19 protein-coding genes are annotated in these 19,106 nt (G+C 57.5%); 4 read left to right on the forward strand and 15 right to left on the reverse strand.

Annotated elements, in window-relative coordinates:
* The first annotated feature begins 216 nt into the window (after positions 1-216).
* Complete coding sequence (locus BLW11_RS08960) at positions 217-981, forward strand: MipA/OmpV family protein (protein ID WP_048359525.1); 765 nt, start codon at positions 217-219, stop codon at positions 979-981.
* 56 nt (positions 982-1,037) lie between these two features.
* On the opposite strand, the gene BLW11_RS08965 is transcribed toward BLW11_RS08960, so the two are convergent.
* The 11 genes from BLW11_RS08965 to BLW11_RS09015 all read right to left on the reverse strand — a co-directional run bounded on the left by BLW11_RS08965 (position 1,038) and on the right by BLW11_RS09015 (position 13,522).
* A complete protein-coding gene (locus BLW11_RS08965) occupies positions 1,038-1,364 on the reverse strand; it encodes a GlpM family protein (protein ID WP_173426992.1) in 327 nt (108 codons plus the stop codon).
* 8 nt (positions 1,365-1,372) lie between these two features.
* Positions 1,373-2,698: a two-component response regulator AauR gene (gene aauR / locus BLW11_RS08970; RefSeq protein WP_048359045.1), complete on the reverse strand. Its 1,326-nt coding sequence runs from the start codon at positions 2,696-2,698 to the stop codon at positions 1,373-1,375.
* On the reverse strand, positions 2,695-4,599 hold the full coding sequence (gene aauS, locus BLW11_RS08975) for a two-component sensor histidine kinase AauS (protein ID WP_048359044.1): 1,905 nt from the start codon (positions 4,597-4,599) through the stop codon (positions 2,695-2,697). Before aauS ends, aauR begins: the two co-directional genes overlap by 4 nt.
* Before the next feature lie 159 nt (positions 4,600-4,758).
* Entirely contained in the window at positions 4,759-5,493 is a 735-nt protein-coding gene (locus BLW11_RS08980; RefSeq protein ID WP_048359043.1) for an amino acid ABC transporter ATP-binding protein, read from the reverse strand.
* The gene (locus BLW11_RS08985) at positions 5,490-6,164 is read right to left on the reverse strand and encodes an amino acid ABC transporter permease (protein ID WP_048359042.1); all 675 of its coding nucleotides are present in this window, start codon (positions 6,162-6,164) and stop codon (positions 5,490-5,492) included. The genes BLW11_RS08980 and BLW11_RS08985 overlap by 4 nt, the downstream gene beginning before the upstream one ends.
* Positions 6,164-6,910 carry an amino acid ABC transporter permease gene (locus BLW11_RS08990; RefSeq protein WP_048359041.1) on the reverse strand — a complete coding sequence of 249 codons (747 nt, stop codon included), beginning with the start codon at positions 6,908-6,910 and terminating at the stop codon, positions 6,164-6,166. Before BLW11_RS08990 ends, BLW11_RS08985 begins: the two co-directional genes overlap by 1 nt.
* A 201-nt stretch (positions 6,911-7,111) precedes the next feature.
* On the reverse strand, positions 7,112-8,041 hold the full coding sequence (locus BLW11_RS08995; RefSeq protein WP_048359040.1) for a glutamate/aspartate ABC transporter substrate-binding protein: 930 nt from the start codon (positions 8,039-8,041) through the stop codon (positions 7,112-7,114).
* 321 nt (positions 8,042-8,362) lie between these two features.
* Positions 8,363-9,901 (reverse strand): glycerol-3-phosphate dehydrogenase, encoded by a 1,539-nt coding sequence (gene glpD, locus BLW11_RS09000; protein ID WP_048359039.1) that lies wholly within the window; start codon positions 9,899-9,901, stop codon positions 8,363-8,365.
* Between the two features lie 266 nt (positions 9,902-10,167).
* Positions 10,168-10,923, reverse strand: a complete 756-nt coding sequence (locus tag BLW11_RS09005) for a DeoR family transcriptional regulator (RefSeq protein ID WP_048359038.1) — start codon at positions 10,921-10,923, stop codon at positions 10,168-10,170.
* 150 nt (positions 10,924-11,073) lie between these two features.
* Positions 11,074-12,579 (reverse strand): glycerol kinase GlpK, encoded by a 1,506-nt coding sequence (glpK, locus tag BLW11_RS09010; protein ID WP_048359037.1) that lies wholly within the window; start codon positions 12,577-12,579, stop codon positions 11,074-11,076.
* Between the two features lie 91 nt (positions 12,580-12,670).
* The gene (locus tag BLW11_RS09015) at positions 12,671-13,522 is read right to left on the reverse strand and encodes an MIP/aquaporin family protein (RefSeq protein ID WP_048359036.1); all 852 of its coding nucleotides are present in this window, start codon (positions 13,520-13,522) and stop codon (positions 12,671-12,673) included.
* Positions 13,523-13,901: 379 nt separating this feature from the next.
* On the opposite strand from BLW11_RS09015, the gene ybaK reads away from it, so the two are divergent.
* On the forward strand, positions 13,902-14,372 hold the full coding sequence (gene ybaK, locus BLW11_RS09020; RefSeq protein WP_048359035.1) for a Cys-tRNA(Pro) deacylase: 471 nt from the start codon (positions 13,902-13,904) through the stop codon (positions 14,370-14,372).
* Between the two features lie 68 nt (positions 14,373-14,440).
* Here the strand turns inward: ybaK and BLW11_RS09025 are convergent, their stop codons facing one another.
* Positions 14,441-15,550 (reverse strand): ABC transporter ATP-binding protein, encoded by a 1,110-nt coding sequence (locus BLW11_RS09025; RefSeq protein WP_048359034.1) that lies wholly within the window; start codon positions 15,548-15,550, stop codon positions 14,441-14,443.
* On the reverse strand, positions 15,547-16,467 hold the full coding sequence (gene argF / locus BLW11_RS09030) for an ornithine carbamoyltransferase (protein WP_048359033.1): 921 nt from the start codon (positions 16,465-16,467) through the stop codon (positions 15,547-15,549). The genes BLW11_RS09025 and argF overlap by 4 nt, the downstream gene beginning before the upstream one ends.
* Before the next feature lie 392 nt (positions 16,468-16,859).
* On the opposite strand from argF, the gene grxD reads away from it, so the two are divergent.
* Complete coding sequence (gene grxD, locus BLW11_RS09035; protein WP_016779691.1) at positions 16,860-17,201, forward strand: Grx4 family monothiol glutaredoxin; 342 nt, start codon at positions 16,860-16,862, stop codon at positions 17,199-17,201.
* Between the two features lie 90 nt (positions 17,202-17,291).
* On the opposite strand, the gene bfr is transcribed toward grxD, so the two are convergent.
* Together bfr and BLW11_RS09045 are read right to left on the reverse strand one after the other, a co-directional pair.
* Positions 17,292-17,762 carry a bacterioferritin gene (gene bfr / locus BLW11_RS09040; protein WP_016779692.1) on the reverse strand — a complete coding sequence of 157 codons (471 nt, stop codon included), beginning with the start codon at positions 17,760-17,762 and terminating at the stop codon, positions 17,292-17,294.
* Positions 17,763-17,960: 198 nt separating this feature from the next.
* Positions 17,961-18,179 carry a bacterioferritin-associated ferredoxin gene (locus tag BLW11_RS09045; RefSeq protein ID WP_048359032.1) on the reverse strand — a complete coding sequence of 73 codons (219 nt, stop codon included), beginning with the start codon at positions 18,177-18,179 and terminating at the stop codon, positions 17,961-17,963.
* A gap of 276 nt (positions 18,180-18,455) precedes the next feature.
* Here BLW11_RS09045 and BLW11_RS09050 point away from each other — a divergent pair, with 276 nt between their 5' ends.
* Positions 18,456-19,058 (forward strand): peroxiredoxin, encoded by a 603-nt coding sequence (locus tag BLW11_RS09050; RefSeq protein WP_048359031.1) that lies wholly within the window; start codon positions 18,456-18,458, stop codon positions 19,056-19,058.
* Positions 19,059-19,106: the final 48 nt, after the last annotated feature.

A 19,106-nucleotide genomic window follows, 5' to 3' on the forward strand; every position in this document is an offset into this window, starting at 1 on the left:
GTTGAGGAGACGCGCACTTTGCGCATGGAACAGGACAGAGCATGGAGTGTGCCAACTAAGAAAAGCCCCGCGGGCCGGGGCTTTGGCGCGACATCGCAGTGAGGCTTGAGGGCTGAAGCTACAATTTTTGTAGCTTGCTACAAACAACATCAGTGCTTGCGTCGACGGCTCGAAAAGGAGGTTCATGCGCGCATGAACTTCAATGGAACCCTTGTCATGAAAAATCCGGGCTGTGTGTTTTTGCTGCTCTCATTGCTGGGAGTCGGTGCTGGCGCGCAGGCTGCGGATGGCCCCACGGGCAAAGTGGGCGTCGGTATTGGCTATCAGTCCTACGATCCGAGTGGCAGCCGTTATCAGACGGTGCCGTTGCCCTATGTCGACATGGACTGGGGCGATGTCAGTCTTGATACCGATGACGGCCTGACCTGGAGCGCACTGAAAGTCGATGGCTGGAGTGCCGGGCCGTTTATCAACTATCTGCCCGGGCGCAATGCCAATGGCTCGCTGCGCGGGCTGCGGGATGTATCAGACATGGCGCAGCTCGGCGGCTTTGTGCAGTACAGCCCGGCCGATTACTGGCGCGTGTACGCGCAACTGGGCCAGGCCATGGGCGGCGCAGGCGGGCAGGGCGGGGTGCTGGGGCAGGTCGGCGGGGAGTTGGGGTACCCGTCGGGGCTGGGCATTATCGGTAGCAGCCAGTTGGCGGTGCACTTTGCGGATGGTCGCCAGACCTCGACCTTTTTCGGGGTCAGTGCCCGTGAGTCCCAGGCTTCGGGGATCTCGTCCTACCATGCCAACGGTGGTTTTCAGAACGTGACACTGACCCAGAGCTTCGATTTTCCGGTGTCTGAACACTGGTCGTTGGAGACCAGTGCCAGCTGGACTCACCTGGTGGGTTCGGCCGCAGACAGCAGCATCGTCCGGGAACAGGGCGATGTGAATCAGGGGGCGGTGCAGACGGCGGTGAGTTACAAGTTCTAAAAAGGCTCTCCTCCACCCTCTCCCGGTGGGAAAGGGTTGGGGGAGGGAAGCCGCGTTCAGTGCAATCGCACCCACACGCTGACCAGCACCGTGGCGGCCATCAGCCACGCAACGGCGGCCAGAGCCAATGAAGCTTCGAGCCGCATGCGGTCCACCAGCAGGTACAGGGCCGCCAGGTACACAAAATAGGGAATGATCGACCACATGCCGAAGACGATGGTGGTTTTCAGGTCGTCCAGCGAGCGCCCTTTGCCGACGATGTAGTGCGCAATCAGGGCAAAGGTAGGGAACAGCGGTACAAGCCCTGCGATGTAGTAGTTTTTGGTCTTGGCCAGCATCGCCAGAATGATCACTACGCCAGCGCCCAGGGCCGCTTTCAGAATCAGATCCATTAGTGAGCCAGCCCGTATTTTTTGACTTTGTCGAACAGTGTGGTCTTGGCCATCCCCAGCTCCTGGCTGGCCTGGGTCAGGTTGCCGCCGCTGCGCTGCAAGGCGTCGTTGAGCAAATTGCGCTCGAAGGCTTCGACCGCTTCCGAAAAGCCGAGCCCTTGGGCGACATTGCTGCCCGGTTTTTTGAACGCGGGCAGGCCCAGGGCGAATCGCTCCGCCACGTTGCGCAGCTCACGCACGTTGCCCGGCCAGTCATGGCTCATCAGGCTGGACAGGGTCTGGTTGTCCAGCTCGGGCGTTTCGCGGTCGAAACGCAGGGACGATTGCTGCAGGAAGTACTCGAACAGTTGCAGGATGTCTTCGCGGCGCTCGCGCAACGGCGGAAGTTCGAGGGTGACGACGTTCAAGCGGTAATAGAGATCGCTGCGGAACTGGCTGACCTTGCTCAGTTGGTCGAGGTCGGACTTGGTGGCGGCGATTACCCGGCAATCAACGTCGATGCTCTGGTTTGAGCCCAGTCGCTCCAGCGTGCGCTCCTGCAAGACCCGCAGCAGTTTGATTTGCAGGTTAAGCGGCATGCTTTCGACCTCGTCGAGAAACAGCGAGCCGCCATGGGCGTGTTCGATTTTGCCGATGCGGCGTTTGCCTGCGCCGGTAAAAGCGTTGGCTTCGTGGCCGAAAATCTCGCTTTCAAACAGGTTTTCGGGCAAGCCACCGCAGTTGAGGGCAACAAACTGCTGGGGCTGGCGCCGGCTGAAGTCGTGCAGGCAGCGGGCGACCAGTTCTTTGCCCGTGCCGGTCTCACCTTCAATCAGTACGTTGGCCGAGGTGTCGGCGACGTTGGCAATCAGTTCGCGCAACTGCTGCATGGCGGGCGAGCGCCCGATGATTCGCCCTTCAAGGGAGTCTCGCTCGGCCAGTTGCCGGCGCAGCGACCACACTTCCCGCGCCAGGCTGCGTTGCTCCAGCGCGCGGCGGGCCACGTCGACCAGCCGTTCAGGGGAAAACGGCTTTTCCATGAAGTCATAGGCGCCATCGCGCATGGCTCCCACGGCCATGGAAATATCGCCATGCCCGGTAATCAGTACCACCGGCAGACTGCGGTCGCGGGCCTTGAGGCGTTTGAGCAACTCCAGGCCATCGATCCCGGGCAGGCGGATGTCACTGATGACGATGCCGGGGAAGTTATCGCCCACCAGCGCCAGGGCCTGCTCGGCACTGCTTACGCCTTCGCTGCGAATGTCTTCGAGTGCCAGCGCCTGTTGGCATCCGAGCAGGACATGGGGGTCGTCTTCAACAATCAGGACGGTCAGCTCGTTATTCATATCGGCTCGGCCTTAGCGGGTTGCACCAGCGGTAAAAGAAGGACAAAGGCGACACCACCACTGGCCGGGAACTCGACACTGAGGTTGCCGCCAGCGGCTGCGGCCAAACTGGCCGACAGTGTCAAGCCCAGGCCCAGACCCTGTTCGCCGGGTTTGGTGGTGAAGAAGGGCTCAAATAAATGTTTACGGGCTTCGGGTTCAATTCCAGGGCCGTTATCGCGAACCCACAGGCGGTATTTTTCTTCACTGGCTTCGCCCTCCAGCCACAGCCGTGGCGGAGTCGTCTGGCCCTGCATGGCGTCCAGCGCGTTGCCAATCAGGTTGACCAGGATTTGCTCCAGCCGGGTCTGGTCAATCTTGAGTGGCACATCACTGATATCGCGTTGCAGCTGCACGCCGGACTCTTCCAGACGACTGGCGAGCAGTTGCAGTGCTGCGTCCACAGCCTTGCCCAGGCTGGCCTGGCCATGATCATCGCCACGGCGGGCAAACGAGCGCAGGTTGGCGGTGATGCGGCCCATGCGGTCGACCAGGTTGTTGATGGTGTTGAGGTTCTCGGCGGCGACCTCGAGATTGCCGCGCTCAAGGAAGCGCACGGTATTGCCCGACAGCGTGCGCAAGGCCGCCAAAGGCTGATTCAATTCATGGGCAATGCTGGTGGACATCTGCCCGATGGCGGCCAGTTTTCCGGCTTGTACAAGTTCATCCTGGGCCCGGCGCAACGTGTCTTCAGCCTGGCGCCGTTCACGAATCTGGCCCTTGAGGCGTTCGTTGCTGGCCCGCAGGTGTGTGGTGCGCTCGGCGATTTTTCGTTCCAGCTGGTTGTTGGCTTCCTGCAGGGCTTCGCGGGCAGCGAGCCGGGTGGCAATGACTTTGCGCCGTTCATTCCAGGCAATCAGCAGGAAGGCCAGAAAGGCGAACGCCACCGCCACCAGCATGCCCTGATTCGCCGCTTCCCGGCGCAGGTCCTGCAAGGGGGTGAGCAGGGTGATATCCCACGGGGTGTCATTGAGTTTGCGGGTCTGCGCCAGGTAGCTGACTTCCTGCTGGTCGGTGACCACTTCGCGGTGGGTGGCAAAGGTGACTTTCTCCACCCCTTCAGCCAGATGCTCTCGTTCCAGCGGCTCGAGCTCATTAAGGGGCCACCAGTAATACTGGAGGCTGCGGGCCAGTTTCTCTTTGGTTTCAGCCGTGAGCGGGCGTACGGACTTGAGCCGTCGGGACGGGTCGCTGGACAGAATGATGATGCCGTTTTCGTCGCTCACATAGGCTTCGAGACGGGCCCGTTGCCAGCGTTCCTCCAGGGCTTCGAGGCGGACCTTGATCACCGCTACACCAATGATCTTGCCTTGTTCTTCCAGGCCGTGGGCCAGGTAATAGCCGGGCTCGCCGGAGGTGCTGCCGATCCCGTAAAAGCGCCCAGGCTGACCGCGCACGGCATCTTGAAAGTAGGCGCGAAATGACAGGTCTTCGCCCAGATAACTGTCGGTATCACGCCAGTTGCTGGTGGCCATCACTCGGCCAGTGGTGTCGAGCACATAGATGGCCCGGCTGCGGCTGCGACGGTTGAGGCCTTCGAGGTATTGATTGACGGTGACCCGGTTTTGCACGGTCGGGTCAGCCAGTAATTCAGAAACACTGGACTCCAGCTCAAGCAGGCTGGGCAGGTAGGTGTATTTGCCCAGTTCGCTCTCGACGGTACGGGCATGGAGCTCAAGCTGACGTTCGCCGTTTTCGCTGAGCGCGCGGATACCGAAGTGTTCGCTGACGCGATAGCCCGCGTAGCCCAGCCCGATGGTCAACAGGATGATCAGCGGCGGCAACAGGAAATGACGGAGCAGACGAGGTTTCACGGCAAGTGAGGGCGGAGCACCGCGATAAAGAGTGGGGTCGCATTTCATCACAGATGCCTTGTCGCGATAAGAGGCACGCGAAAACTGTAGCCGCTGCCGCAGGCTGCGATGGGCTGCGAAGCAGCCCTGCTTTGTTAAAAAGCGAAGCCCCTTCGGGCTTCGTCGCAGCCTGCGGCAGCGGCTACAGGTATTGGGCTTGCGCCAGACTTAGTGCTGCAGGATTTTGGCGAGGAAGTGCTGGGCGCGCTCGGAACGGGCGGTTACGTCGCCGAAGAACTCTTCTTTCTGACAGTCTTCGACAATTTTGCCCTGGTCCATAAAGATCACACGGTCGGCCACTTTGCGTGCAAAGCCCATTTCGTGGGTTACGCACATCATGGTCATGCCTTCGTTGGCCAGTTGCACCATCACGTCGAGCACTTCGTTGACCATCTCCGGGTCCAGAGCCGAGGTCGGTTCGTCAAACAGCATGACGATCGGGTCCATGGCCAGAGCGCGGGCGATTGCCACACGTTGTTGCTGTCCACCCGAAAGCTGTCCCGGATGCTTGTGGGCGTGTGCCGACAGGCCTACGCGCTCAAGCAGTTCGAGGCCTTTTTTGGTGGCTTCGGCCTTGCTGCGACCCAAAACCTTGACCTGCGCGATGGTCAGGTTTTCGGTGATGGTCATGTGCGGGAACAGTTCGAAATGCTGGAACACCATGCCAACGCGCGAGCGCAGTTTTGGCAGGTTGGTCTTCGGGTCGGCGATGGAAGTGCCATCGACCACGACGTCGCCTTTCTGGAACGGTTCAAGGGCGTTGACGCACTTGATCAGGGTCGATTTCCCCGAGCCGGACGGGCCGCACACGACGACCACTTCGCCCTTTTTGACTTCAGTACTGCAATCGGTCAGTACCTGAAAGTCCCCGTACCACTTGTTGATGTTCTTGATCGAGATCATACGGCAAACCTTTTTTGCAGACGCTTGACCAGCAGCGAGGCGGAAAAGCTGATGATGAAATACACCAGACCGGCGAAGATCAGGAACTCGTTGGAGCGGCCGATGATGTCGCCACTGGAGCGCGAAGCATTGAGGAAGTCCACCAGGCCAACCGTGTAAACCAGTGAGGTGTCCTGGAACAAAATGATGCTCTGTTGCAGCAGCAACGGGGTCATTTTGCGAAAGGCCTGGGGCAGGATGATCAGGCGCATGGCCTGGCCGTAAGTCATGCCCAGTGCCTTGGCAGCACCCATCTGGCCTTTCGGGATGGCTTGAACGCCGGCTCGCACGATTTCGCAGAAGTACGCGGCTTCGAACATGACGAAGGCCACGAGGCACGACTCGAATGCGCCGATCGGGGTGTCCTTGCCGGTGATCCAGCGCAGGACGAATGGTACGGCCAGGTAGAACCAGGTAATCACCAGCAGCAGCGGGATCGAGCGGAAGTAGTTCACATAAGCGCCGGCCAGGTTGGCCATCCACTTGCTTGACGACAAGCGCATCAATGCCAGCACGGTGCCCAGAGCGACACCGCCGACGACGCCCATGACCATGAGTTTCAAGGTCATGACCATGCCGTTCCACAGGCCGGGCAGGGCGGGGACAATCCCGCTGAAATCGAAGAAGTCCATTATTTGCCCCCCAGAGACATCAGGCCGGGCACTGCTACTTTCTTCTCGATCAGGCGCATCAACAGCATCAGGCTCATGTTCAAGGTGAAGTAAATCAGTGTGGCCAGGGTGAAGGCTTCAAACAGATTGGCGGAAAACTCGGCCGTCTGTTTGGTTTGTGCCAGCAGTTCCATCAAACCTATCAGCGACGCCACGGACGAGTTCTTGAACACGTTCAGGAATTCGGAGGTGAGCGGTGGAATGATGATGCGGTAGGCTTGCGGCAGCAGCACGTTCCAGTAGATCTGAGTCATGCTGAAACCCATGGCACGGGCTGCAGCTTCCTGACCACGGGGCAGCGCTTCAATACCGGTACGCACCTGTTCGCAAACCCGTGCGGCGGTGAACAGGCCCAGACACACGACAACGCTCAGGTAAGCCGAGGTGGTCGGGTTCAGGTCCTGCTTGTACCACTCCTGCAAGTCAGGCGGCAGCAGATCGGGTACCAGGAAGTACCAGATAAACAGCTGAACCAGCAGTGGTACGTTACGGAAAACTTCCACGTAAACCGTGGCAATGCCCGCGATAAAACGGTTCGGCAGTGTGCGCATGACGCCCAGCAGCGAACCCAGGATCAACGCGACAATCCAGGCGACAACAGCGATAGCGATGGTCCAGCCCAAACCAGAAATAAACCAGTCGAGATACGTCTCGCTGCCTACGCCGGTGGACTTGAAGAACACGCTCCAGTCCCAGTTGTAATTCATGCAGGGTCTCCCCTCAGGTGGGTCTATAAACAAGCACTTGCTTCAGGGAATCCGTTCTCACCCGACGGGTCGCCGGGCACACAAAACCCGCTCGATAACCAGCGGTTCGAGTGTTCTCTAATGCAATAAGAAGCTTAGTACAAGGTGGTCGACAAACCCCCGGGCGTGATAGCTCACGCCCGGGGCATCAGAAGCCAGAAATCAGGATTTCTTTTCTTCTGCCGGCTTGTCGTCTGCAGCCTTGTCGGTAGGGTTGGCAATCAGTGCCTTGAGCTCTTCGCTCATCGGGAACATCAGGTTCAGGCCTTTTGGCGGGATAGGCGACTGGAACCAGGTTTTGTAGGTGTCGTTGATTTTGCCCGACTTGTAGTAGGCAACGATGGCGTCATCCACGGCTTTCTTGAAGTCCGGGTCGCCTTTGCGAACCATGCAACCGTAGATTTCGTAGGATTGTGGAGTGCCGGTAACGGCCCAGTCAGTTGGCTTCTTGGCCTTGGCCATTTCACCGGCCAGCAGGGCGTCGTCCATCATGAAAGCAACAGCGCGGCCCGACTCAAGCATGTTGAAGGCTTCGCCGTGGTCTTTTGCCGAGATCACGTTCATGCCCATCTGCTTGTCGGCGTTCATCGCCTTGAGGATGCGCTCAGAAGTGGTGCCGGCGGTGGTAACGACGTTTTTGCCTTTCAGGTCAGCGAAGTCCTTGTAAGGCGAGTCCTTTTTGGACAGCAGACGTGTACCAATTTCGAAGATGCCAACCGAGAAGTCCACTTGCTGTTGACGCTCAACGTTGTTGGTGGTGGAACCACACTCAACGTCAACGGTGCCGTTCTGCACCAGCGGGATACGGGTCTGGGAAGTGACCAGGTTGTACTTGACCTTGAGGTCGGGCATGTCGAGCTGCTTTTTCAAGCCTTCGACGATTGCCAGTTGCACATCGTGGGAGTAGCCAACCGGCTTGCCGGATGCGTCCGCGATGTATGAAAACGGGATGGAGGAGTCACGATGCCCAAGGGTGATGGTGCCGGATTCTTTGATTTTCTTCAGTGTGCCGGTCAATTCGGCTGCAAAAACTGGAGTGCTAATCAGAGCTGCAGCAATTGCTGCGCCCAAAAGTTGCGGAACGATGCGCATCGGTGTTTCCTCGACATTGTTTTTTTTATTGAGCCCGTTTGCGGGCCCTTTTGTACTTCAAATGCCCTAACAGGTTATACGCACTGTTAATTCATTTGGCCCAAAGTGTAGAGCATGAGTCATGCCAGACTTGGAGATTCAAGTTAACTGGCTGATTTATAAGGGTTTAAATTGTTTTTTCAGGATGGGTTCGGCGTAGGGATGCCCGGAAAGCCGAATCAAAGCGGTGTACGGTGTTCGGAAAACCGAATGGGGGAGGGGCAAGTCAATCCCTGCGAGAGCTGGCATGCGAGCTCCCACAGGGATTGAAGGCGATCGTGCTTAGGCTGCTTCTTCCTTGCGATGCTTGAGGCCCAGGGTGGTCATGTACTGCGCCAGGCGCTCTTGCTCTTCAGCCGTGGTGAACAAGCCCAGCTTGGTCCGGCGCCACAGAATGTCCTGTGCCTCCAGCGCCCATTCCTGACTGCACAGGTAATCGACCTCACGGCTGTAGAGACCGCTGCCGATGTGCTCGCCCATGTCGCTCAGGCCCTGCACGCCTTCCAGCAGGCGCCATGAGCGGTTGCCGTAGGTGATTGCCCAGCGCTTGGCAATAGCGGCATCCAGCCAGCTGTGCTTGCTGACCAGGGCTTCGCTCAAGGCTTTCGGCGTAGTCATGTCTTCGCCGCCTGGCAGCGTTGCGCTGGCGGTCCAGCTTGGCTTGATCTGAGTGAAATAGGGCGTCAGCTGCGCCATGGCCGACTCGGCCAACTTGCGGTAGGTGGTCAGCTTGCCGCCAAACACGGACAGCAATGGCGCTTCGCCCGGAGCACCGGACAATGCGAGGGTGTAGTCGCGGGTTACGGCTGACGGGTTGTCGGACTCGTCATTGCACAGTGGGCGAACACCGGAGTACGTGCGCAGGATGTCGGTACGGCTCACTTGCTGTTTGAAGTGGGCGTTGACCACATTGAGCAGGTAATCGGTTTCTTCCTCGGTGATGCTGACTTTGGCCGGGTCGCCGGTGTACTCACGGTCAGTGGTGCCGATGATGGTGAATTGATCCATGTACGGAATGGTGAAAACGATCCGCTGGTCTTCGTTTTGCAGAATGAATGCGTTCGGCGCGTCATACAGCTTGGGAACGATCAGGTGGCTGCCCTGAATCAGGCGGATGCCATAAGGCGAGTCCAGCTTGAGGTCGTCCTTGATGAACTTGGCGACCCAAGGGCCGGCAGCATTGACCAGCGCTTTGCTGCGAATCGAGAACAAGCTGCCGTCAGCGCGTTCGAAGTTCATTTCCCACAACCCTTTGTTGCGACGGGCACCGACGCAACGCGTTTGGGTATGGACGTGGGCGCCTTTTTCCCGCGCAGCCATAGCATTGAGCACTACAAGGCGGGCGTCATCGACCCAGCAGTCCGAGTATTCAAAACCTTTGGTGATTTCCGCCTTCAGCGGGCTGTCCGCGCCGAACTTGAGGCTGGTGGAGCCGGCGAGTTTTTCGCGCTTGCCCAGGTGGTCATACAGGAACAGGCCTGCACGGATCATCCACGCCGGGCGCAGGTGCGGGCGGTGAGGCAAGACGAACCGCATGGGCTTGACGATGTGCGGGGCTTTGGCCAGCAGCACTTCACGTTCAGCCAGTGCTTCGCGCACCAGGCGAAACTCGTAATGCTCGAGGTAGCGCAGGCCACCGTGGATCAGCTTGCTGCTGGCCGACGAGGTGTGGCTTGCCAGGTCGTCTTTTTCGCAAAGGAACACAGACAGGCCGCGACCGGCAGCGTCTGCCGCAATCCCGACGCCATTGATTCCGCCGCCAATCACAGCGACGTCGTAAACCTCAGCGAGGGGGTTGGCAGGCAAGGTGGTCAGGGACATAGGTGGGCCTCGCGTTCTTTACGCATATTTGAATGTGAACATTAATGTTCATTTTCGAAAATGGTAGCGGATAAATGCGGGCACAGCCAGTACCGTTCGATTGAAAAAACTCATCGAGAGGCATGAAAAGGAATAATTTCGAACATTTAGTGGGCGTAGGAGGGCGTAGTCTCTGCTGCAGGCTGCGAAGGGTTGCGGAGCAACCCGTGTTTCGAAATCACCGCACGCCTGTCCCGGGCAGCAATGGCGGCAACAGAATTCAGTGGTTAAACCACTTCCAGGCGGATTTTGTTCTGTGCCAGCAGTTGAGCGAGTTCAGGTACGGGTGGCTGGTCTGTGACCAGGCAATCAATCAGCGTGATCGGGCCCAGGCGGACCATGGCATTGCGGCCGAACTTGCTGGAGTCGGCAGCGAGAATCACTTGTCGGGCATTGGCAATGATGGCCTGGGATACACGGACTTCCTGATAGTCGAAGTCCAGCAGGCTGCCGTCGGAATCAATACCGCTGATCCCTACCAATGCGAAGTCGAACTTGAACTGGTTGATAAAGTCGACGCTGGCCTGGCCTACGATGCCGCCGTCGCGGCGCACCTTGCCGCCGGCGATCAGGACTTCAAAGTCATCCTTGGCACTCAGGATCGAGGCCACGTGAAGGTTGTTGGTGATGATTTTCAGATGGCTGTGGTTGAGCAACGCCCGTGCAATCGACTCGGTAGTGGTACCGATGTTGATGAAAATCGAGGCGTGGTCAGGAATCTGGGCGGCAATGGCTTCGCCAATCCGGCGCTTTTCATCGCGCATCTGGTCGGCGCGCATGGCGTAGGCGGTGTTTTCAACGCTGGAGTCATAGGCGGCCCCGCCGTGGTAACGGCGCAACAGATCAGCTTCTGCCAACTGGTTGATGTCACGACGAATGGTCTGCGGTGTAACGACGAACAACTGAGCCATTTCCTCGATGCTGACATAACCGCGCTCGCGTACGAGTTCGAGGATCTGCTGCTGGCGTGGAGGCAGATTCATGGAGTTTCCTTTGGGCGGCGAAGCAAAATTCGCCCATGATGCCGCAGGAAAGCGCCGCCTGCTACTCACAGGTGCTATCAAATACGGATGCCGCAGCAGGCGCCGATGGCGCCCGCTGCCTGCTTTTGCCTGAAGGGCTGTGCCGAAGACTTATTTGCTTTCTTCGTGGGGTTCCCAATCACGGGTACGGCTCACCGCTTTTTTCCAGCCGGCATAGAGTTTCTCTTTGCTGGTTTCGTCCAGGGCAGGTTCGAACTCTCGCTCGATGACCGCCTTGCCGCGCAACTCATCCAGGCTGCCCCAGAAGCCGCAGGCCAAACCGGCCAGGTAGGCGGCGCCCAAGGCAGTGGTTTCGCGCATTTGCGGGCGCTCGACCAGGGTGCCGAGGATGTCGGCCTGGAACTGCATCAGGAAGTTGTTTGCCACGGCGCCGCCATCTACGCGCAAGGCTTTCAGGCGTTCGCCCGAGTCTTGCTGCATGGCGTCCAACACGTCTCGCGTCTGGTAGGCAATCGACTCCAGTGCCGCACGAATGATGTGATCCACGCGTACGCCGCGAGTCAGACCGAACAGTGCGCCACGGGCATACGGGTCCCAGTAAGGGGCGCCCAGGCCGGTAAATGCAGGCACCAGATACACGCCGTTACTGTCTTTGACCTTGTTTGCGAAGTATTCGGTGTCATGGGCATCGTTGATGATCTTCAGTTCATCACGCAGCCATTGCACGGTAGAGCCGCCGTTGAAAACGGCGCCTTCCAGTGCGTAGGCAACTTCACCGCGAGGGCCGCAGGCGATGGTTGTCAGCATGCCGTGAGACGACTTGACGGCTTTGGTGCCGGTGTTCATCAGCAGGAAGCAGCCTGTGCCGTAGGTGTTTTTGGCCTGGCCCGGCTCCACACACATCTGGCCGAACAACGCCGCTTGCTGGTCGCCGGCAATGCCGCCAATGGCGATGCCGCTTTTGGTACGGCCGTAGATTTCTGAAGACGACTTCACTTCAGGCAGCATTTCGCGCGGGATATCCAGGACTTCCAGCATCTTGGCATCCCACTCCAGCGTGTGGATGTTGAAGAGCATGGTGCGTGAGGCGTTGGTGTAGTCGGTGACGTGGGTTTTGCCGCCGGTAAATTTCCAGATCAGCCAGCTGTCGACGGTGCCGAACAGCAGCTCGCCATTGCGTGCACGCTCGCGGCTGCCTTCGACGTTGTCCAGAATCCACTTCAACTTGGTACCGGAGAAGTACGGGTCGGTGACCAGGCCGGTTGTGTCGCTGATGTACTGCTCGTGGCCATCGCGCTTGAGCTGCTCGCAAATCTCGGTGCTGCGTCGGCACTGCCAGACGATAGCGTTGTAGATCGGACGACCGCTGACCTTGTCCCATACCACGGTGGTTTCGCGCTGGTTGGTGATGCCGATGGCGGCAACCTGATCGTGATGCAGGCCGGCCTGGGCCAGAGCCTCGACCATCACCGCGCTTTGGGTGGCGAAAATCTCCATCGGGTCGTGCTCAACCCAGCCCGGTTGCGGGTAGTGCTGTTGAAACTCGCGTTGAGCGGTGCAAACCACGTTGGCGTCACGATCGAAGATGATCGCTCGCGAACTGGTGGTGCCTTGGTCAAGCGCAATGATGTAGTTCTTATTCTGGATATCGGTCATTTGAAATTGCCTTGCAGAATGTGGGTGTGGTTCCGGGCGCGAGACAGGTAACGGGCAGTTGGTCTCGTGCGCCCCGTTTCATAAGTCGGTATCAGGAAGCCTGGGTTTCCACTTGCGTTGTGGCTTGGGCGTCTGTGGCCGCCGGCGCAACTTCTGGCAAGTGGCGGGCAATCAACCCGCGATAAATGGCTGCACCCAGGCAGGCGCCTACGATCGGTGCAAATATTGGAATCAGGAAGTACGGAATATCGCGTCCGCCGGTAAACGAAATTTCACCCCAGCCAGCAAAGAAAGTCATCAGCTTAGGCCCGAAATCCCGCGCCGGGTTCATCGCAAAGCCTGTCAGCGGGCCCATTGAACTACCGATAACGGCAATCAGCAGGCCAATCAGCAAGGGGGCCAACGGACCGCGCGGCAAGCCATTTTTGTCGTCGGTCAGGGCCATGATTACGCCCATGAGGATAGCGGTAATCACCATTTCTACGAGGAAGGCCTGCAATACCGTGATGGAAGGGTGCGGGTAGGTCGAGAACACCGATGCCAATTCCAGGCTGGCCTGGCTGCCGCGAACCATGTTGTGCGCTTGTTCGTAATCGAAAAACAGGTTGCTGTAGAGCGTGTAAACCAACGCCGCAGCGCAGAAGGCACCTGCGATCTGGGCAAGGATGTAAAACGGCAGTTTGCGCTTGTCAAAGTCGGTGAACAGGCAAAGTGCAATGCTGACTGCCGGGTTCAGGTGTGCGCCGGAAACGCCTGCAGTCAGGTAAATCGCCATGCTGACGCCGATGCCCCAGATGATGCTGATTTCCCATAGGCCAAAACTCGCGCCCGCGACCTTGAGAGCCGCAACGCAACCTGTGCCGAAGAAAATGAGAAGTGCGGTGCCGAGAAATTCGGCCAGGCACTGGCCTGAAAGCGTGGGGTGCTGCGATGCAGTCGTCATGTCAAACCTCGTTATTGTTGTTTTTTGACGTCGTCAATCAGGTTGGCAGTGCGCCTGAACCTGATCCGGTAAATGCGCATTACTGATTTAAGGGTCAGGCAAAGTTGTGTGGATGTTAACTTGGCATATTCAGATTCGAAAAAATATAGACAAGAAACACTGCTGTCAAAGGTCGAAAGTGAACGCCCATTCATATTCTGACTTTAGGAACGTGTTTTGGTATTGGTTTTTCTGTAAGAAAACGCTACGAATTGGTAGGTGCGCGTGTAACGTTTCAGCTAAATATTGGGCGCAAAGCCCTGTGTTAGCGCCTTTTTGTTGGCCTATGACCTAAAATCAGCCATCGGTTTTCTCTCCCCCATTCAAGACTGGAACTGCCATGACGCCTGCACTGGACCTGCTGAAAAAAGTTCGCGCCGAACATCGGGTACACAGCTATGAACATGACCCCAAGGCGGCTTCTTACGGGTTGGAGGCTGCAGAGAAGCTTGGGCTGGAGCCGGCCAAAGTGTTCAAGACGCTGTTGGCCAGCAGTGAAAAGGGGGAGTTATTGGTTGCGGTTGTACCGGTCGTCGGAAGCCTTGATTTAAAAGCACTGGCACAGGCAGCGGGGGTAAAAAAAGTCGAAATGGCTGACCCTGCTGCCGCTCAGCGTTCAACGGGGTATTTGTTGGGCGGGATCAGCCCGCTGGGACAGAAGAAGCGCCTGCGCACTTTCATTGATCGAAGTGCAGAGGCTTTCGAGACGATTTTTGTCAGCGCCGGACGACGCGGGCTGGAAGTGGAGCTCGCCCCTGCGGTGCTGGCAGAGCATACGCAGGCGAAGTTTGCGGAAGTCGGGAGGCAATAGGCTGACGCTAATGTGGGAGCTATCCTGCTCGCGTCGTCTGCATCGCGAGCAGGCTTGCTCCCACAATTTCAGTTGCTAGTGCTGAAACGCCTTACGCCGGAATCGGAATTCGGGATTTGCGCTGCGATGCTGCCGCTGGTTTGGAACATCACCAGGTGCTCTGCCGCAACGCGAATGCCCACTTCTGTGCCTGGCAGGTGGTCGGCATGGCTCGGGAAAATCGACTCCAGCTGGCTGCCGGTAGGCAGTTGCAGGCGGTACAGGGTCGAGGCGCCGAGGAAGGTCTTGCCGATAATCCGCGCTTTCAAGTCGCTGTCGGGCGCGTAGACGATATCGTCCGGACGCAGCAGTACATCAACCGCGCCGCCCGTTGGCCAGATGTAAGCCCGATTGCCGCGTAAAACCCCCAGCTCGGTTTGCACAGACTCGGGGCTTAGGAGTTGGCCGCGAATAAAGTACCCCTGACCGATAAAACTCGCCACAAACGGCGTCAGAGGCTCGTGGTAGAGGTTGTAGGGCGTATCCCACTGCTCAAGACGACCTTCTTTGAACACGCCTACATGGTCACTTACAGCGAAGGCTTCTTCCTGATCATGCGTCACCAGAATCGCACTGGTACCCCGGGCTTTCAGAATGTCGCGTACTTCATGGCTGAGTTTGCGCCGCAGTTCACCATCAAGGTTGGAGAAGGGCTCATCCAGCAACAGCAATTGCGGCTCGGGCGCCAAGGCGCGGGCGAGGGCGACACGTTGTTGCTGACCACCAGAAAGCTCGTGGGGGAAGCGCTTGCCGAGGTTTTTGAGATTGACCAGCTCAAGCAACTCTTCGGTCACGCGCTCTTTGTTCGGGTGTTTGCGAATCCCGAAGGCAATATTGTCGGCAACGCTCAGGTGCGGGAAGAGGGCGTAGTCCTGAAACACCATGCCGATGCGACGCTTCTCGGGTGCCAGGGTGAAACCGGCTTTGGAGATGACTTCGCCTGCCAGCGTGATTTCGCCCTGATGCACGGGCTCAAAACCGGCAATCGCACGCAAGGTGGTGGTTTTGCCGCACCCCGAGGAGCCCAGCAGGCAACCAATATCGCCAGCATTGAGGTGCAGGTTGAGGTTCTGCACGACGCTCTGGCCCTGATACCCACAGGCCAGATCACTGAGGTTGAGCAATAACGGCTGGCTCATGCGGGTTGGTACGCCGGTTGGACAAGAAATTCGAGCAGCGCTTTTTGCGCATGCAGGCGGTTTTCGGCTTGATCCCATGCCACGCTGCGGCTGTCATCCAGCAGGTCGAGGCTGATTTCTTCGCCGCGGTGTGCCGGCAGGCAGTGCATGAACAGCACGTCGTCGGCAGCCTGGTCGAGCAGGGCGCGGTTGACCTGGTACGGTGCAAACAGCTCCAGGCGTTTGGCGGTCTCCTCTTCCTGACCCATCGAGGTCCACACGTCGGTGCTCACCAGATGGGCACCCACAACAGCGTCACGTGGATCACGGACGATGGTGATGCGGTCACCTGCCTGGGCTACGAATTCCGGGGCCGGCTCGTAACCTTCGGGGCAGGCAATACGCAGCTGGAAGTCGAACTGGATGGCCGCTTCTATATAGCTGTTGCACATGTTGTTGCCGTCGCCGATCCAGGCCACGGTTTTGCCTTTGATCGAGCCGCGATGCTCAAGGAAGGTTTGCATGTCGGCCAGCAGTTGGCATGGGTGCAGGTCATCCGACAGACCGTTGATAACGGGTACGCGGGAATTGGCTGCGAACTCGGTCAGTGTGCTGTGGGCGAAGGTACGGATCATGACGGCGTCGAGCATGCGCGACATGACAATTGCGCAGTCGCCAATCGGCTCGCCACGGCCCAATTGAGTGTCACGAGGCGACAGAAAAATCGCCTGGCCACCCAGCTGGATCATGCCGGCTTCAAATGACAGTCGGGTGCGGGTCGATGACTTCTCGAAAATCATGCCCAGTACGCGACCTTTGAGGGGTTCGAAGAGAACGCCGCGTTGACGCAGGTCCTTCAGCTCGATGCCTCGACGAATCACGCTGACTAGCTCTTCGGGCGTGCAATCCATCAGGGAGAGAAAGTGCCTTGCGCTCATCATTAACTACCTTTTTTGCAACGACCGCAGATGCTCAAAGCCGGGGTTTTCGGAAAAACGGGCGAGACCTGCGGCGAAAGCCGCACGGGGCGACGAAATAGGGGAAGGCGCGATCTTATAAGGAAATGTCGCGTCTTGCCAATAAGGGTCACGTGTTCAGAGGTTTGAGCGAGTCTTGCGCTGCATGAGCGCGTGGCTGTAACCACGATCTGGTGGTTTGCCTCACCTCAGCTGCCCATTTGTACACTGCCCTTACGCCGCTTGGCAATTTTGTGTGCCAGCGCTGGCAGCGGTACGCCGCCGGTTTGGGAGACCGAGCGTGACGCTTTGCTTTCCGTTACAATACGCCACCGTGCCGACAACTGAGTCGGAAAGTTCAGCCGAGGTGCTCCATGGATATCATCGAAACTATTAAAGACCAGATTGCCAACAACACCATTCTGCTCTACATGAAAGGCTCTCCGAACGCCCCGCAGTGCGGCTTTTCGGCCAAGGCTGCTCAGGCAGTGATGGGTTGTGGCGAGAAGTTCGCTTACGTGGACATCCTCCAGAATCCAGAAATTCGCGCCAATCTGCCGAAATACGCTAACTGGCCAACTTTCCCACAGCTGTGGGTCGGTGGTGAGTTGGTTGGCGGTAGCGACATCATGGCTGAGATGGCTGCTGATGGTTCTTTGCAGGCTTTGATTAAAGAAGCTGTCGAGAAAGCTGCTGCGAACAAGACTGAAGCGTGATCACAGTCGCGCTGTAACAGTCGTTAAGTTACGGCGCATAAAAAAGCCCCGCCTCTGATAATCAGGGCGGGGCTTTTTAATGGGTGTTAGTTACTCACCCATTTGCGATTGCAGATAGTTCTCAATGCCAACTTTATCGATCAGGCCCAATTGGGTTTCCAGCCAGTCGATATGTTCTTCTTCAGATTCAAGAATATCTTCCAGCATCTCGCGGCTGCCAAAGTCACCGACAACTTCACAGTGAGCGATCGCTGCCTTGAGGTCGGCATGGCCGGTCTTCTCAATGCGCAGGTCGCACTCGAGCATTTCTTTGGTGTGCTCGCCGATGTGCAGCTTGCCCAGGTCTTGTACGTTCGGCAGGCCTTCCAGGAACAGGATGCGTTTAATCAGCTTGTCCGCGTGTTTCATCTCGTCGATGGACTCGTGGTACTCGTGAGCACCCAACTTCTCCAGGCCCCAATCCTGATACATGCGGGCATGCAGGAAGTATTGGTTGATAGCGACCAGCTCGTTGCCGAGAATTTTGTTGAGATGCTGAATGACTGAAATATCGCCTTTCATGTCCGGAGCCTGCCTTGATTAACCGTATATAAGGCAGAGTTTGAGCCGCACCTTGATGACTGTCAAACCTAAGTAGTTGAATAATATATGAAAATTAATCGGAATAAGAATGTTTGTGTTCCGCGTCTTGACCCTAAGCACTTGAATTTTAGGCATAAAAAAACCGAACGCTAAGTTCGGTTCTTTGGAATGGGTCAATTATGCGGCTGAAAATTCTGCAGGAAAACTCATGACCGCCTGGCTGGCTTGCAGCGAGGTCAGGGTTTCGCGAACCACCTGCTTGGCCAGGCACGCACATTTACCGCATTGGCTGGCAACACCTGTTGCTTCACGTACTTCGCGGTAGCTGCAGCAACCGTCGTAGATTGCGTCGCGGATTTTTCCATCGGTGACGCCAGTGCAAAGGCAAACGTACATAAATAAGAACCATCACTGGTTGGGATTCAATGCGAGGGATCTTAATGTTAACGAGAATGATTGTCAAAGTACCTTGAGTCTCAATTGAGGTTTGCTGGCACTGTGCTGACGAACGGTCCTGGGTCTCTGTTTTTCCGGGATGAAAAACGGTTAAGGCCCGTTCCGACGGGCGGTGTATGATGGTCAGTCATTTTTACGCAGGAACTGGCCACGAGACTGCAACTGCACGATGGCGGCCATGTCCTGTTCTTTGCACCGCACACCAGGAGATATCCAATGAGCGTACTCGTAGGCAAACAAGCCCCTGACTTCACCGTCGCTGCCGTACTTGGCAATGGCGAAATCGTTGACAGCTTCACACTGTCCACCGCCATCAAAGGCAAATACGGCCTGGTGTTCTTCTACCCGCTGGACTTCACTTTCGTTTGCCCGTCCGAGCTGATTGCTCTGGATCACCGCATCCCTGAGTTCCAGGCACGTAACGTTGAAGTAGTTGCCATATCGATCGACTCCCATTTCACTCACAACGCATGGCGCAACACGCCAGTGAACAATGGCGGCATCGGCCAGGTGAAATACACCATGGCTGCCGACATCAATCACGCTATCTGCAAGGCCTACGACGTTGAAAACGATGGCGGTGTTGCTCTGCGTGGCGCATTCCTGATCGACGACAAGGGCGTTGTACGTTCCCAGATCGTTAACGACCTGCCACTGGGTCGTAACATGGACGAGCTGCTGCGTCTGGTTGACGCTTTGCAATTCCACGAAGAGCACGGCGAAGTTTGCCCGGCCAACTGGAAGAAAGGCGACAAGGGCATGACCGCTTCGACCGCGGGTGTTGCGGCTTACCTGACTGAGAATGCTGACCAGCTGTAAGGGTTAGTTTCAGGCATAAAAAAACCGGACCCAGTGTCCGGTTTTTTT

This window comes from Pseudomonas deceptionensis (assembly GCF_900106095.1).
Lineage (GTDB): Bacteria > Pseudomonadota > Gammaproteobacteria > Pseudomonadales > Pseudomonadaceae > Aquipseudomonas > Aquipseudomonas deceptionensis.